The sequence below is a fragment of the Laribacter hongkongensis DSM 14985 genome, from assembly GCF_000423285.1.
GTDB classification, from domain to species: domain Bacteria; phylum Pseudomonadota; class Gammaproteobacteria; order Burkholderiales; family Aquaspirillaceae; genus Laribacter; species Laribacter hongkongensis.
On the sequence record NZ_AUHR01000025.1, the window covers coordinates 1 to 14,280 of the forward strand.

16 protein-coding genes and 4 pseudogenes are annotated in these 14,280 nt (G+C 60.8%); 7 read left to right on the plus strand and 13 right to left on the minus strand.

Annotation, left to right across the window (positions count from 1 at the left end):
- A pseudogene (locus G542_RS17025) lies at window positions 1-751 on the plus strand (DDE-type integrase/transposase/recombinase); the annotation flags it as partial.
- A gap of 171 nt (window positions 752-922) precedes the next feature.
- On the opposite strand, the gene G542_RS19520 reads toward G542_RS17025, so the two are convergent.
- Both G542_RS19520 and G542_RS17660 read right to left on the minus strand, forming a co-directional pair.
- A complete protein-coding gene (locus G542_RS19520) occupies window positions 923-1,591 on the minus strand; it encodes a CatB-related O-acetyltransferase (RefSeq protein ID WP_280513449.1) in 669 nt (222 codons plus the stop codon).
- Between the two features lie 139 nt (window positions 1,592-1,730).
- Complete coding sequence (locus tag G542_RS17660) at window positions 1,731-3,617, minus strand: methyl-accepting chemotaxis protein (RefSeq protein WP_051190071.1); 1,887 nt, start codon at window positions 3,615-3,617, stop codon at window positions 1,731-1,733.
- 236 nt (window positions 3,618-3,853) lie between these two features.
- Between G542_RS17660 and G542_RS0113515 the strand changes: the two genes are divergently transcribed.
- From G542_RS0113515 to G542_RS0113525, 3 genes are read left to right on the plus strand one after another with little or no spacing between them, the layout of a single operon-like run.
- Window positions 3,854-4,546, plus strand: a complete 693-nt coding sequence (locus tag G542_RS0113515; protein WP_027824380.1) for an AzlC family ABC transporter permease — start codon at window positions 3,854-3,856, stop codon at window positions 4,544-4,546.
- Window positions 4,543-4,863 (plus strand): AzlD domain-containing protein, encoded by a 321-nt coding sequence (locus tag G542_RS0113520; protein ID WP_034985957.1) that lies wholly within the window; start codon window positions 4,543-4,545, stop codon window positions 4,861-4,863. Before G542_RS0113515 ends, G542_RS0113520 begins: the two co-directional genes overlap by 4 nt.
- On the plus strand, window positions 4,845-5,771 hold the full coding sequence (locus G542_RS0113525) for a DMT family transporter (RefSeq protein WP_034985960.1): 927 nt from the start codon (window positions 4,845-4,847) through the stop codon (window positions 5,769-5,771). The genes G542_RS0113520 and G542_RS0113525 overlap by 19 nt, the downstream gene beginning before the upstream one ends.
- A 483-nt stretch (window positions 5,772-6,254) precedes the next feature.
- On the opposite strand, the gene G542_RS0113530 is transcribed toward G542_RS0113525, so the two are convergent.
- The 11 genes and pseudogenes from G542_RS0113530 to G542_RS18625 form a co-directional block, all read right to left on the minus strand.
- Window positions 6,255-7,028, minus strand: coding sequence for an MBL fold metallo-hydrolase (locus tag G542_RS0113530; protein WP_012698139.1), 774 nt, complete (start codon window positions 7,026-7,028; stop codon window positions 6,255-6,257).
- Window positions 7,025-7,795 (minus strand): TatD family hydrolase, encoded by a 771-nt coding sequence (locus G542_RS0113535; protein ID WP_012698140.1) that lies wholly within the window; start codon window positions 7,793-7,795, stop codon window positions 7,025-7,027. The genes G542_RS0113530 and G542_RS0113535 overlap by 4 nt, the downstream gene beginning before the upstream one ends.
- 12 nt (window positions 7,796-7,807) lie before the next feature.
- Window positions 7,808-8,797, minus strand: a complete 990-nt coding sequence (locus G542_RS0113540; protein ID WP_027824383.1) for a DNA polymerase III subunit delta' — start codon at window positions 8,795-8,797, stop codon at window positions 7,808-7,810.
- Window positions 8,794-9,438, minus strand: coding sequence for a dTMP kinase (tmk, locus tag G542_RS0113545; RefSeq protein WP_027824384.1), 645 nt, complete (start codon window positions 9,436-9,438; stop codon window positions 8,794-8,796). Before tmk ends, G542_RS0113540 begins: the two co-directional genes overlap by 4 nt.
- A complete protein-coding gene (gene mltG, locus G542_RS0113550; protein ID WP_051190072.1) occupies window positions 9,435-10,433 on the minus strand; it encodes an endolytic transglycosylase MltG in 999 nt (332 codons plus the stop codon). Before mltG ends, tmk begins: the two co-directional genes overlap by 4 nt.
- Before the next feature lie 127 nt (window positions 10,434-10,560).
- On the minus strand, window positions 10,561-11,010 hold the full coding sequence (rplI, locus tag G542_RS0113555; protein WP_012698144.1) for a 50S ribosomal protein L9: 450 nt from the start codon (window positions 11,008-11,010) through the stop codon (window positions 10,561-10,563).
- Window positions 11,011-11,031: 21 nt separating this feature from the next.
- Window positions 11,032-11,259, minus strand: coding sequence for a 30S ribosomal protein S18 (gene rpsR, locus G542_RS0113560; protein ID WP_012698145.1), 228 nt, complete (start codon window positions 11,257-11,259; stop codon window positions 11,032-11,034).
- A gap of 2 nt (window positions 11,260-11,261) precedes the next feature.
- Window positions 11,262-11,561, minus strand: coding sequence for a primosomal replication protein N (gene priB / locus G542_RS19675; RefSeq protein WP_081666844.1), 300 nt, complete (start codon window positions 11,559-11,561; stop codon window positions 11,262-11,264).
- Window positions 11,562-11,939, minus strand: coding sequence for a 30S ribosomal protein S6 (gene rpsF / locus G542_RS0113565; protein WP_012698147.1), 378 nt, complete (start codon window positions 11,937-11,939; stop codon window positions 11,562-11,564).
- Between the two features lie 422 nt (window positions 11,940-12,361).
- Window positions 12,362-13,162: pseudogene (locus G542_RS18175) on the minus strand (IS5 family transposase); the annotation flags it as partial.
- Between the two features lie 33 nt (window positions 13,163-13,195).
- A complete protein-coding gene (locus G542_RS18625; RefSeq protein WP_155826720.1) occupies window positions 13,196-13,402 on the minus strand; it encodes a hypothetical protein in 207 nt (68 codons plus the stop codon).
- Window positions 13,403-13,535: 133 nt separating this feature from the next.
- Between G542_RS18625 and G542_RS0113580 the strand changes: the two genes are divergently transcribed.
- From G542_RS0113580 to G542_RS19685, 3 genes and pseudogenes are all read left to right on the plus strand, one after another.
- The gene (locus G542_RS0113580) at window positions 13,536-13,829 is read left to right on the plus strand and encodes an IS3 family transposase (RefSeq protein ID WP_027824386.1); all 294 of its coding nucleotides are present in this window, start codon (window positions 13,536-13,538) and stop codon (window positions 13,827-13,829) included.
- A 137-nt stretch (window positions 13,830-13,966) separates the two neighbouring features.
- Window positions 13,967-14,062: pseudogene (locus G542_RS19680) on the plus strand (hypothetical protein); the annotation flags it as partial.
- A gap of 54 nt (window positions 14,063-14,116) precedes the next feature.
- Window positions 14,117-14,280, plus strand: a pseudogene (locus tag G542_RS19685) (IS3-like element ISKpn18 family transposase); the annotation flags it as partial.

Consider the following 14,280-nt stretch of genomic DNA (forward strand, 5'->3'; position numbering starts at 1 on the left):
GATGACCTGCTGGTCGTCGTTCGCGAGTTCCTCAACCCGGCGGTACCCGTTCAGGCCTGGATTGTTGCTTGCGCCGGCATGACGTGGGCAGCCTGCGCGATCTGGAGCCTGCACCAGCCCGACTGGTGCGCAAGCCGTTCAAGGCATACGACCCCGGCTATTTCCACATTGACGTCAAATACCTGCCGCAGATGCCGGACGAGACGGCACGCCGCTATCTGTTTGTGGCCATCGACCGGGCCACCCGTCGGGTCTTCGCGCAAATCAAACCCGACAAAACGGCCGCGGCGGCCAAGGCCTTTCTGAAAGCGCTGCAGAAGGTGGCGCCGTGCCACATCCAGACCATCCTGACCGATAACGGCAGCGAGTTCACCGACCGCCTGTTCAACCGGCAGAAGCAGGCCAGCGGCGAGCATGAATTCGACCGGCTGTGTGCCGCGCTGGAGATTGAGCACCGGCTGACCAAACCACGCATGCCGCAGACGAACGGGATGGTCGAGCGATTCAACGGCCAGATCAGCGAGGTGCTGGCCACGCACCGGTTCGAATCAGGGCAGGATCTGGCTACCACGCTGGACGCTATGTGTGGCTCTACAACCAGCATCTGCCACAGTTGGCCCTGCAACACCAGACACCGGTTCAGGCCATGATGGCATGGCAGAAACAGCGCCCGGGACTGTTCAAGAAGCGTGTTTGCAATCGTCCGGGACTGGACAATTACCTCTCTATGGCCCATCCGTCTAGCGAATAAAACCATCCTTCAAAAAAACAAACGATTTAGTATAGGTTGAACAACTGTTTCAAAAGTTATGCCGCACACTCCATGACAATCAATTTATTACAATGCAGTTCTTGCATATTAGACAAAACCCGCATTACACATATAGCAGATACAACACATATCACCTGATCAACCCAAAAACTAATAGACAGCCATCTCTAGCTTGCCATCCTCAATCTTGCTTTCCAATTCAGAAAACTTGGATACAAAATAATGTATTTTCTCTTGACATAAATCTGGCGCAAACTCCACAACCCTCTCCAAGGGCCAATCCCACCATTTTATCTCGAGAAGCGAATCAATAATTTCAGGTGAAAATCGGAATTTTACAATTTTTGCCGGATTGCCTGCCACTACTGCATATGGCGGAACATCCTTAGTCACAACCGCATTTGCTGCAATCACTGCACCATCCCCAACGCTTACACCAGACATAATGACAGCACACGAACCAATCCAAACGTCATTGCCAATAAAAACCCCCCCCTTAGAAACACTACATCCCTCTATAGATGAAACATTTTCATTATCAAACATCATTGGAAATGGATATGTTGACACCCAATCCACTCGATGATTACCACCTAAAAATATTCTAACACCATACGCAATTGAGCAATAAGAACCTATTTCAAGGGCTGCCTCACTCCCATAATCCTCAATAATTGGCATACCATAAGTAGCTAATCCATAGCTATATTTCCCATTGTATTGAACCTTAAACCTCTCCTGCCCCTGTCGCCACTTAGGTATCTTTTTGATAGCTCGCATTTTGAGTTTTTTAGAAATCTTACTAATAATTTTCTTCACCTATCATCTCCGGCTCAATAAAATACCAACCATATATAATACATAATTTTTTTATAATGAAAACACTTGTGCTGCCCCCCCAACCAAAGATATCCTGCAAACAAGTCAATATTCGAATCAAGAATCCAACCACTCATTCTCAAAGCCGGAAGCGCGCAAAGGTATCGCCCACATGCTGGGCGGCCAGGTCCACTCCGGCCACCGTTTCACTGATCGCCTGGAGATTGCGGTCGTTTTCGAGGATATGGCTGTTCATCGACTCGGTGCTTTGCGCCAGCAGGGTGCTGGCATTCTGCTGCTCCTGGGTCGAATCGGTGATTTCCGCCACCTTGCCCACCACATCCTCCATGGCATGCCGCGCCTCGCGGATGGTACCGACCACCGACTGCGTCTGCTCCAGCCCGGCGCTGACCGACTCCACGGTGGCGCCCATGTCGTGCACGGCCTGGGCGGTTTCCTGACGCACGGCGCTGATCATCAGGGTGATCTCCTGCGTGGCCGCACCGGCCCGCTCGGCCAGTTTGCGGACCTCGTCGGCCACCACGGCAAAACCACGCCCCTGTTCCCCTGCGCGCGCAGCTTCAATGGCTGCATTCAGCGCCAGCAGGTTGGTCTGGTCGGCAATGTCACGAATGACGCCGGTAATGCCGGAAATCTCCCCGGAACGCTGGTCCAGCCCGTCCAGCACCGTCCGCAGGCCCTGCACGGCCTGCATGGTCGCCTCCATGCCGTGCGCCAGCGACTCGATGTCACTGGCCGTCTGCTCCAGTTGCCGGTGCGTGGCCCGGACGTGCTGGTCGGTATCGCCGGCATTGCCGGAAATGTGGGCAATGCTGACCGAGATTTCCTCTTGCGTGGCGGCATTCGACGACGAAAGATCAGCCATTTGCCGCGACCGTCCGGCGATGCCGTTCATCTGCTGGTTGATGCGCTGGATGTCGTCCACCAGGCCGGATGCCTCTTCCCGCAGGTTGCGGAACATCTCGTGCAGGCGCCCGATGAAGACATTGAAGGCCCGGGCGGTTTCAGCCAGCTCGTCCTGCCCCTCTTCTGGCAGACGGACGGTCAGGTCGCCCTCGCCCTGCGAAATGGCGGTCATGGTGTGCTGCAATTGCGCCAGGCCACGCAGTGAACGATGGGTCAGCCATGAGTTGATGGCCGCAACCAGTACAATCAGGAATGCACCGCTGCCGGCCAGCATCAGCAACAGGGTGTCGAGTGGTGCCAGCACGGCCTCCTTGTAGGTAGCCACGCCAAGATACCAGTTGGTACCCGGCACCTTCTCCCACATCAGCAGCATGTCGGCGCCGTCATTGCGGGGTGATTCGACAAACCGGTCCCGACCGGCCCACTCCGCCAGCCGCTCTGGCGTCAGGCTGGCATTCGAAGCCGTGATGGATTTGAGCACCAGTTCCTTGTCAGGATGCGAGAGCAGGATGCCTTTTTCGTCCACGAGGAACATGTAGCCCCCGCCACGGATATCGATGTTGCCAAGCACGGCCTTGACCATCTCTTCCATGTCCATGTCTGCCGCCAGCACGCCCCGCAACACGCCGTCCTGCCGCAGCGCGTAGGCAAACGTCACGATGTTGTGGCCGTTCATGGCATTGGTAAAGGGATCGGTCACGATGACCTGCTTGCTCTTGACCGCCGGCTGGTACCACGGCCGTTCGGAGGACACCCAGCTGGCCGGTGCCTGCCAGCCGTCAGAAAACAGGCTGCGTCCGTCAGGCCAGGCAAAGAATACTGCCGGGTAATTGCCGATTGCCGCCGCCCGCTTGAGGTCACGCAGCGGGATTTCTCCCTGCTCGTTCTGGCCGGCGATGCCGGTCAGCACGCGCTCCTTGTCCTGCAACCACGATTCCAGCGTCCGGGTTTGCCCCTGGACCAGCGTATGGATTTCCTGGTTCAGCGTGGAAAGCAGGGAGGTGCGCATCTGCCAGAATGCCACCCCGACCATCAGGGCGCCCAGCGCCACCAGAAAAACCGTATTCCACACCAGAATGCGTGCCTTGAGCGTCCGCATGACCTGCAACCTGTAGTTAACCCGATGTGCTACAGGTTACTGAACCACAAAATATAATCGATTGCTAAATTTAAAATACATGATCTGGCACAAACACTTGATGTCATGAGGATTGGCAACCATGCGGGACGGCTTCGGGCCGGTTGTCAGTCATGATCCGTCAATATCATCAGCATAATTGACCGACATATCCGGGAACGGCACACTGGGCGTCCCGTTCCAGCGATGTTCATGTCATGCCACGATCACCACGGCAGCAGTTTTTTGCCGGCTTCCGCCTGATGCTGCCCTTGCAGCTGGGCGTGTTTCCTTTTGGCATGCTGTTTGGCGTACTGGCACTGGAAAGCGGCCTGACCGCCTGGCAGGCGCAGCTGATGAGCGTGCTGGTCCTCGCCGGCAGTTCGCAGATCGTGCTGTGCCAGCTGCTGGCGGCCCAGGCTCCGGTCGTGGTCATGCTGCTCACCGTCGCCGTCATCAACCTGCGCCACCTGCTCTACAGCGCTTCCATGGCGCCGCACAGCCACGGGCTGGGCCGTGGCTGGAAAATCCTGATGGCCTACCTGCTGACCGACGAACCGTACGCCGTCACCATCCGCGAATTCGAGCGGGTGCAAGACATGCCCTTCAGGCACTGGTTCCTCATCGGGGCCGGCATCAACCTGTGGCTGGGCTGGCAACTCGCCACCCTGGCCGGACTGCTGGCCGGCGAAACCATCCCGGCCTCGTGGGGGCTGGATTTTGCCTTGCCGCTGACCTTCATCGCCGTCGTGGTCCCGGCCGCACGTGACCGGGCCGACTGGGCCGCCATCGTGATGGCCGGAACGGCGGCACTGGTTTTTGCTGCCCTGCCTTACAAGCTCGCCATCCTGGTGGCCGCCGCCCTCGGCATTTCCGCCGGCATGTGGATGAACCGGAGACGCCGCCGATGATGCTGGTCGGTCTGTTTGCCCTGCTGGGGCTGGTCAATTTCCTGCTGCGCTACGCCTTCATCGGCCTTCTGGGAGAACGCCCCCTGCCGGACTGGCTCAGGCTGGGGCTGCGCTTCGTCCCGCTGGCCATCCTGACCGCCCTGATCACGCCGGACGTACTGCTGCCAGGCGGCAAATGGATCAGCTCGCCGCTGGAGCCCCGGCTGGTAGCGGCAGTAGTGGCCATCGCGGTAGCTGCCCGCACCCGGCACACGCTGGCCACGCTCGCCAGCGGCATGCTCACTTTCTGGCTGGTGCAATGGCTGCACACCCTGTAAGCAGCACCGTGGCTGCGCCAGTCTGGCGCATCTACCTGCAACTGGCCGCAGTCGCCCTGCTCTGGGGCGGCACCTTCATCGCCGGCCGTCTGCTGGCAACCGACCTGCCGCCCTTCACCGCAGCTAGCGGCCGCTTTGCAGTGGCCGCCATCCTGCTGTGGCTGCTGGCCCGGCTGCTCGAAGACGGGCTGCCGCGCCTGAGCCACCGGCAGATGCTGTGCACGGCACTGCTGGGCTGCTCGGGCATTTTTCTCTACAACCTCTGTTTCTTTTCAGCCCTGGCCGACATGCCGGCCAGCCGCACGGCCCTGTTCGTGGCGCTGAATCCGGCCCTGACAGCACTGGCTGCGGCCCTGCTGCTGCGCGAACGGCTGGCCACCCGCCAATGGGGCGGCATTGCACTGGCACTCGCAGGAGCCTGTATCATCATCAGTCGCGGTGAGCCTGTCGCTGCCATCCACGACCTGGCCCGGGCTTTCGGACGCGGTGAACTGATGATGCTGGGCGCCGTAACCAGCTGGGCGGCCTATACGCTGGTCGGCCGGCTGGCTCTGGCCGGACCGTCGCCGGTTGCCGCCACCTGCTACGCCACGTTCTGGGGTCTGGGAATGCTGCTGGCAGGCGCCGCCAGCGAGTGGACGCAATGGTCGGCCAGACAGGTCAGCCTGACGCATGTGGCAACCATCGCCTATCTGGGCGCACTGGGAACAGTGGTGGCCTTTGTCTGGTACTACCAGGGGGTCCGCCAGCTGGGACCGGCCCGTACGGCAGTCTTCAACAACCTGGTACCGGTCTGCGGCGTCGGACTTGGCGCACTGCTGCTCGGAGAGCCGGTGACGACAGCCATGGCCGGCGGCGGGGCACTGGCGATTGCCGGCGTATTCCTGACCAACCGGCCGCGCAACTGAAACTGTCATCGGTCCAATCCGGGTTTCGCAGGCCGCCAATGCAGAGATACCTGGGCCGGATCGTTCGATGACGCCAAAGGCCGTGCCTGTCTCGCGATTGGCCTTCGCAACGTGAAACCAGCGACAACGCCAGCCTCGTTTCACGGGCAGGAAACCGGTGCACACACCCTGAAGCGGTGCACGGCTGAAACCGGAGTGACGTCGCAAGGGCGAGGACTGGCAGGAATCCGGGCCGTACCGTCATGGATGACCGACCCCAGTACCATGCGTCCGGACAGAAATGGCGGTTTTCCTGCCGGCAGAGCGCCGGTCCGGTAGCGGTTACCAGAGCATGCATGAACACTCCTGCAACATTGCCGCGCAGCCGGCCGGCCACGGCACAGGCCGGCTGCGCCGTTGTGGAAACTCCCCGGTTGGCAGGTTCTGCACGGCCAGGCATGGCTGCCTGCGCATGGCGCCTGGTAGCGGAACCGTCTGCCCAGCTCAGTCGAGTGTCAGGCGCATGCCGTCGAATCCGGGCTCGACTCCTGGCGGGCACTGCGCGGCCAGGGTGTGATATTCCAGTTCATGGGTCATGTGGATCAGCACGGTCCGGCGCGCCCCGATGCGGGCCGCCGCAGCCAGAGCCTGTTCGACACCGAAATGGCTGGGGTAGCTCGCATACTTGAGGCAATCCAGCAGCAGCAGGTCCAGCCCTTCCAGCCGGGCAAAACTGGCTTCGGGAATGCATGACACGTCAGTCAGATACGCCATCCGGCCGATGCGCCAGCCGAGGATCTGCCAGCGCCCATGCTCGACAGCCACTGGCTCCACCTTGACGCCGGCAGCCTCCAGCTCCACACCCGGCACGGCTTCTTCCAGATGCAGCACCGGCTTGTCCCAGAACTGCCCCGGCGGCAGCAGGCAGTAACCGAAACGCTCACGGATGTTGTCGAGCATGAAGCGGTTGCCGTACAGGGTGATGGGGCCTTTTTTGAGGTAACAAAACGCCCGCAGGTCGTCGATGCCGTTGAGGTGATCGGCATGCGGATGAGTGTAAAGCACCGCATCAACGCGGGTCAGCCGTTCGCGCAGCGCCTGCTGGCGCAGGTCCGGGCCGGTGTCGATCAGCAGGTGGACGCCGTCGACGCTGACCAGGGACGAGGCACGGGTCCGGCGGTTTTTCGGATCGTCCGACGTGCAGGTCGGACACTGGCAACCGATGGCTGGCGTACCGGAACTGGAGCCGCAACCGAGGATGGTGACGGTCGTGGTCATGGCCGGGCCTTGCGGAACAGGCGGAAGAAATTGGCAGTGGTCATCGCGGCCACCTCGTCGTACGACAGGCCGCGCAAGGTGGCCAGGTATTCGGCGACAAAGCGCGTGTATGCGGGCTCGTTCTGCTTGCCGCGGTACGGCACCGGCGCCAGATAGGGCGAGTCGGTCTCGACCAGGATGCGGTCAAGCGGCGCTTTGGCCGCGACTTCCTGCACCTGCCGGGCGTTCTTGAAGGTCAGGATGCCGGAAAACGACAGGTAAAAACCGAGGTCCAGCGCCGCACGGGCAACGTCCCAGTTTTCGGTAAAGCAGTGCATCACGCCACCGGCAGCATCCGCGCCGGCTTCGCGCATCACGGCCAGCGTGTCGTCGGCAGCCTCGCGGGTATGGATCACCAGCGGCACACCGGCGCGGCGGGCGGCCCGGATGTGGCGGCGAAAGCGCTCGCGCTGCCATTCCAGGTCGCCCTTGCACCAGTGGTAGTCGAGGCCGGTTTCTCCGATGCCGATGATTTTGGGATGGGCCGCCTCGGCGACCAGAAAGTCCTCGTCCATATCCGGGCCGTCTTCCACATCCGGATGCACGCCGACGGTCGCCCAGAATTCCTCATGCGCCAGCGCCAGTGCCCTGACGGCCGGGTAGTCAGGTACGTTGACGGAAATCACGACGGCCCGTTCCACGCCTTTTTCACGCATGCTGGCTTTGACCTCGTCGATGCGACCGGCGAGATCGGGAAAGTTGAGGTGGCAATGCGAGTCAATCAACATGACAGATAAACCTTACGCCGCCCGGGCGGCGGCAAACAGAGACTGATAGTCAAACAGTAGTGCTTCGAGCTGCAAACGGACATTCAGCGTGTGCTGGCCGAACGGCACCCGCTCCAGCAGCTCGCGGTCAAAACGCACCAGCCGGGCGGCATCGGTGCGGCCGGCCAGCCGGGACAGCTCGGCCTGGCGCTCCGGGTGATAACGCACCGGACCGGCCAGCGTGACCGACATCAGGTCGTGCAGCCATTTGCGCAGCCAGTCCAGCGGCTCGGCCAGCGCCAGCCTGGCGCGGTCAAGCTCAGCTGCCACGGTGAGGATCTGCCCGGCATCCGGGTGTGCCAGCGTGTCGATCAGGCGCTCGCGCAGCGGAATGCGCTCGAGCTCGGTCAGGGCAAACGGTGCGCCACCGGCATGCGCCAGCTCCTGCCCGGCATCAGCCACGCCATTGGCCGTGAGCCAGTCCAGCGCCTGCCCGGCATCGGGTGGCGTCAGCACCAGCGTCCGGCAGCGGGACAGCAGGGTCGGCAACAGACGCCGAGGGCGGTGCGCCACCAGGATGAAATGCACGTCTTCCGGCGGTTCTTCGAGGATTTTCAGCAGCGCATTGGCGGCGGCCAGATTGAGGGCTTCGGCCGGCTCCAGCACGATGACCCGCCGGCCGCCGCGGTGGGCGGTCAATTGGGCAAAGTCGATCATGTCGCGGATGGCTTCGATCTTGATCTGTGCCAACCGGCGCGCCCCCTTGTCGTCCTCGCGGCTTTCCGGTGCCAGGTAGCGGTAGTCGGGGTGGTTGCCGGCGGCAAACCAGCGGCAGGCTTCGCACTCGCCGCAGGCAGCGTGGTCAGCCAGCGGCTGCTCGCACAGTAGTGATTGCGCCAGAAAACGGGTAAAGCGGTCCTTGCCGATGCCCTGCGGACCGGCCAGCAGCAGGGCGCCGGGCAGGCGTTCAAAGCCGTGCGCCAGCTGGTGCCAGTCGGCCTGTTGCCAGGGCAGCAGCTTCATGCGCGGCTCCTCACGAGCAGCTGGTCCAGCTCTTGAGCCAGCAATGCCTGCAATGCCCCGATGCTCTGACGGGCGTCCAGCAGGCAAAACCGTTGCGGCTCGTCAGCGGCCCGGCGCAGATAGGCGTCGCGTACCCGGGCATGAAAGTCGCTGGCTTCCTGTTCAAAGCGGTCCAGTTGCCGTACGCCCTGCATCCGTGCCTGCGCCGTGGCCAGCGGCACGTCGAAAAGGAACGTGCGGTCAGGCTGCAAACCCTGCTGCACCCAGTTTTCCAGCGTGGCAATACGGGCAAACGGCACGCCGCGCCCGCCGCCCTGAAAGGCATAGGTGGCATCGGTAAAGCGGTCGGACAAGACCCAGTCTCCGCGTGCCAGCGCCGGCCGGATGACGGCATCCAGGTGTGCCTGGCGGGCGGCGAACATCAGCAGGGTTTCGGTGTCCAGCGATACCTGTGACTGTACGTCGAGCAGCAGGCTGCGCAGGCTTTCGCCAACCGGGGTGCCACCGGGCTCGCGGGTGACCACCAGGCTGATGCCACGGGCTGTCAGGTAGTCGCGGACAAAGCCGACGTGGGTGGACTTGCCGGCGCCATCGATGCCTTCGAGGGTCAGGAACAGGCCGGGGGTAACGGATTCGGTCATTTGTTCAGGATGTATTTGCGCACGGCCTGGTTGTGCTCGTTGAGCGATTCGGAGAAGTGCGAGCTGCCGTCGCCTCTGGCAACAAAATACAGCGCTTTGGTCGGCGTCGGATTGGCGGCGGCCAGCAGGGCGGCACGGCCGGGCAAGGCAATCGGCGTCGGCGGCAGGCCGACACGGGTATAGGTGTTATAGGGGGTATCGGTGGTCAGGTGACGGCGGGTCAGGTTGCCGCTGTAGTTGGCCGCGCCGTAGATCACTGCCGGATCGGTCTGCAGGCGCATGCCGATCTTCAGCCGGTTGATGAATACCCCGGCGATCTGGCCGCGGTCTTCCGAGTGCCCGGTTTCCTTTTCCACCAGGCTTGCCAGCGTCAGCAATTCGTAGGGCGTTTGCAAGGGCAAACCGGCGATGCGGGTCTGCCAGACCTGCTCCAGCTCGGTCTGCATTTTTTGCTGCGCCCGCCGCAGGACGTCAAGGTCGCTGGCACCTTTCAGGAAATAGTAGGTATCCGGAAAAAACAGTCCTTCGGGATTTTTGGCATCCAGCCCCAGCCGTTGCAGGATGCGGGCGTCAGACCAGCCGGCGGTATCGTGCCGCAGGCCGGGGTGCTTGTTGAGTTCGGCCCGGAACTGGCGGAAGGTGAATCCTTCGGGAATCATCACCACGTACTCGCGGTGCTCGCCTTTCTTGAGCTTGTCGAGCCAGTCGGGCATCGACAGCGGTTTGATCATGCGATAGTCACCGGCCTTGAGTTCACGGGTATTGCCGGTCAGCCGCACCAGCAGCTGGAACAGCCAGCGCGAGCGGATGGCGTCGGCATCGGCCAGCTGGTCGGCAATGGATGAAAGCGATGCACGCGCACCGATTTCGACCGTCACCGGCAGGCTGGCCGGGCGGTAAGGTACCAGAACTGCCCAGACTGACGTGCCAAGCAATGACAGCAGGACCAGAACGGGCAGGAACCAGCGGCGGGAACGGGAGCGCGGCTTGGACATGTGACTCGGAAACTCGACAGAGTGGCGGATGATAGCGCGGATGCGGGCCAGGCGGCACGGACTCCGGACGCAGAAATGACAAGACCGCCCGAAGGCGGCCTTGTCACACGGCAGACTGCAAAGGCGATCAGGCCTCGGCGTTGACCACCAGTTGGATTTCGACGACGACGTCGTGGTGCAGGGCCACTTCAACGTTGTACTCGCCGATGGCCTTGAACGGGCCGTTCGGCAGGCGAACGTCGGACTTCTGCACTTGCACGCCGCTGGCGATGATTGCTTCGGCGATGTCGGCGTTGGTGATGGAACCGAACAGACGGCCATCCACACCGGCCTTCTGGGCGATGGTGATGGTGACGCCGTTCAGTTTTTCACCGCGAGCCTGTGCATCGACGAGGATTTCGGCCTGCTTGGCTTCGAGTTCGGCGCGGCGGGCTTCGAATGCCTGGAGGTTGGCTTCGGTGGCACGCTTGGCCTTGCCCGACGGGATCAGGAAGTTGCGGGCGTAGCCGTCCTTGACCTTGACCACGTCACCCAGCTGGCCGAGGTTGGCCACTTTTTCCAGCAGAATGATTTGCATGATTGGCAGAGCTCCCGGGGATTAGTGCTGATCGGTGTACGGCATCAGAGCCAGGAAACGGGCGCGCTTGATGGCGGTCGACAGCTGACGCTGGTAGCGGGCCTTGGTACCGGTGATGCGGGCCGGGATGATCTTGCCGTTTTCGGCGATGAAATCCTTGAGGAGATCAACAGCCTTGTAATCGACTTCCTTGATGCCTTCGGCAGTGAAGCGGCAGAACTTGCGACGCTTGAAGAGTTGGCGAGCCATGATTAAACCTTTTTCAATTCAACGGATTGCACATGCAGAACCAGTCGGGAACTTCGCATGCTACGGTTGGCAAGACACCCCTTGAGGATGACCAGACTTCCTTCGGGACAGGCCGACAATGAGCGGGCGACTGTACCGGCAGCGATGACTTCGACTTCACAGCGGATCTTGCGGGTTATCTCACCTATTGACTGTTCCGATTCGTGCTCAAGTTCGCACGACAGGACCGGAATGCCAGCCGGGGTATGACGCAGGGGCAAAAAACGGTGAAGAGTTCCTTCGACGGTAACCTGATTCAGCAATTAGGCAGCAGCGGTGGGTTCGGCAGCGTCAGATTGCGGAGCGAGCAGGTTCTTGGCCTTCTCTTCCTTCATCATCGGCGAAGCTTCGGTCACGGCGCGGTCCATCTTGATGGTCAGGTGACGCAGAACGGCATCGTTGAACTTGAATGCGTGTTCGATTTCTTCCAGTGTTTCCTTGCCACACTCGATGTTCATCATCACATAGTGGGCCTTGTGGATTTTCTGGATCGGGTAAGCCAGCTGGCGGCGGCCCCAGTCTTCCAAGCGATGGATCTTGCCATTCTGACCGAGCACCATGCCCTTGTAACGCTCGACCATCGCCGGCACCTGTTCGCTCTGATCAGGGTGCACGATGAACACGATTTCGTAATGACGCATGTCGACTCCTTTTGGATTGCAGCCTTCCGCCATGCGTTTGCGGGAAGGCAAGGTTTGAGATAGGGGCGAAATTCTACTCCAAGCATGAAGGTGAAACAAGACAAAAATAAAAACCTCCACGCATGAACTACACCCCAAAAGTTGGACACCGATCCAACCGAATGGGAGTTGTTCATGGCGAGGCATAACGAAGAATTCAAGCGAGCCGCCACCCAGGATATCTGGGCGGGACCCAAGGAGCTCAGGGCGCTAGCGCCCAAGTACGGAGTGGACCAAGCAACGATCCGCCACTGGGTAGATGTCTATCGACAGCATGGTGATGCAGGGCTGAGCCGCAAGACACAGGGTGTACATTACAGCGGCAAATGGCGCTACTGCATAAATCCTGAGCAGGGCGAGCCCCCCCCTTTCCTCAAACGGATTTACACCACCGCCACCGTACAAGGACGGCCCAGCATGCTGAAGCGGTTCAAGATGACTGCACGCACTTGCAGCTCCGCCACTTGACCATCGAAACGTCGGGCCATCACTCTCTCGCCCAGCCGTTTGAAGCAATACATCTTGGCTTCCACCAAGCTGCGGCGGTGATAGCCGCTCCAGCACCTCCAGATCGCCCTGCTCAGTCGTTTGGTGCCCGCAGAATCTCGTTCCGAGCCCGCACGCCTAGCGAACTTCCTTTCCATGTCCTCGCATTCTTGCGGGTCGGAATGCACCCAATTGCGCCCCTCCCTGCAATCGCCTCATGGCATGCCTTGGTATCGAAAGCGCCGTCGCCGCTCACGCAGCCTATCGGCTCCTCGGCCGGGATTTGCGTCAATAGCGAAGGCAACATTTGCGCATCACCCTGGCGATTATCTGTCACCTCGATGGCACGAATTTGCAGGGTTTCCGCATCGATGCCCGGATTGTACCTTGCGCCATTGCCGGCGATATTCAGCGCCATGTTTCTTGGTTTTCCACTCACCTTCGCCCAGCATCTTGATGCCCGTACTATCCACCAGCAGATGCAGCGTACCTGAATTTTTCTGATAGGGAATTTGGACCTGCAGCGTCTGTTGCTGCCTGGACAGAGTGCTGTAATCGGGGATGCACCAGTCCAGACCCGCCAACGTGAGCAGGCTTTGCATGAAACCGATGGTCTGTCGCAACGCCAGTCCAAACAGGTTCTTAATAGTCAGGCGGAATTGAATAGCGACATCACCATAGGCCTGAATCCGTCCGCGTTACGGATAGAGCGCCTACTGCATAATGCCGGATTACGTTGCCGGGCAGCCTGTCTGCGATAGGCCGAAGGGGCGACCTGCAGCACACTTTTGCTGGCGAATCCAGCGACGCAGGGATTCGGGGGTGCAGCCGATCTTGCCGGAGACGGAGACGATCGCGACCCACTGCGATTCGTACGGGTCCTTGGTGTCGAACACCATCAGCACGGCGCGCTCACGGACTTCGAGGAAAAACCTCATTGACTCGTCATGAACCTATCCCCTCAAGCACGGGAGCCCCCTCGAAACCCAGGATGATTCACAGTGTATTGTCGTGGTCTAATTTCCACGGACACCTCGACAGGTGGATCATTCACCCATCGAGGAAACATTGATGACCAGGCAACGCAGAACATTCGACCTGGAGTTCAAGCTCCAGGTCGTGATGATCAAGGAACAGGGCCTGCGCATCAGCCAGGTCTGCAGGGATCTGGACATCGGCGAGACGGCCGTCCGCCGCTGGATTGCCCAATACAAGGCCGAGCAGCAGGGTCTACCCGGGATGGGCTTACCGCTGACCGCCGAGCAGCAGCGCATCCGCGCACTGGAAGCCGAAGTACGCCGCCTGCGTGAGGACAATGCAATTTTAAAAAAAGCATCGGCCTTCTTCGCCCGGCAACTCAGGTGATTTACCGGAGCATTGCCCGCGTGCAGGAGAAGGCCGGTGACATTGCCAACGCATGCCGGCTGCTCGGGGTCAGTCGGTCCGGCTACTACGCTGCCCGGCAACGAGCGCTGGCAGAGCCACGCCCCTGTCCGGTGAGCGTGAAGCTGCAGACTGCATTTGCCAGGTCAGGGCGCAGTTACGGCAGCCGACGGCTGTTGAAGGCGTTGCGCGCCAAAGGCTTGCAGATTGGCCGTCATCGGGTTCGTCGGCTGATGCGTGAGCACCGGCTGCGTACTGCTTGGCGACACAAGTTCGTGCATACGACCGACCGCCGACACGGTTTGCCAGTCGCCCCCAACGTGCTGGATCGGCAATTTGATCCGGTTACGCCCAATCGGGCGTGGGTAACCGACATCACCTACGTACGGACCCGTAGTGGTTGGTTGTATCTGGCTGCGGTGATGGATCTGTT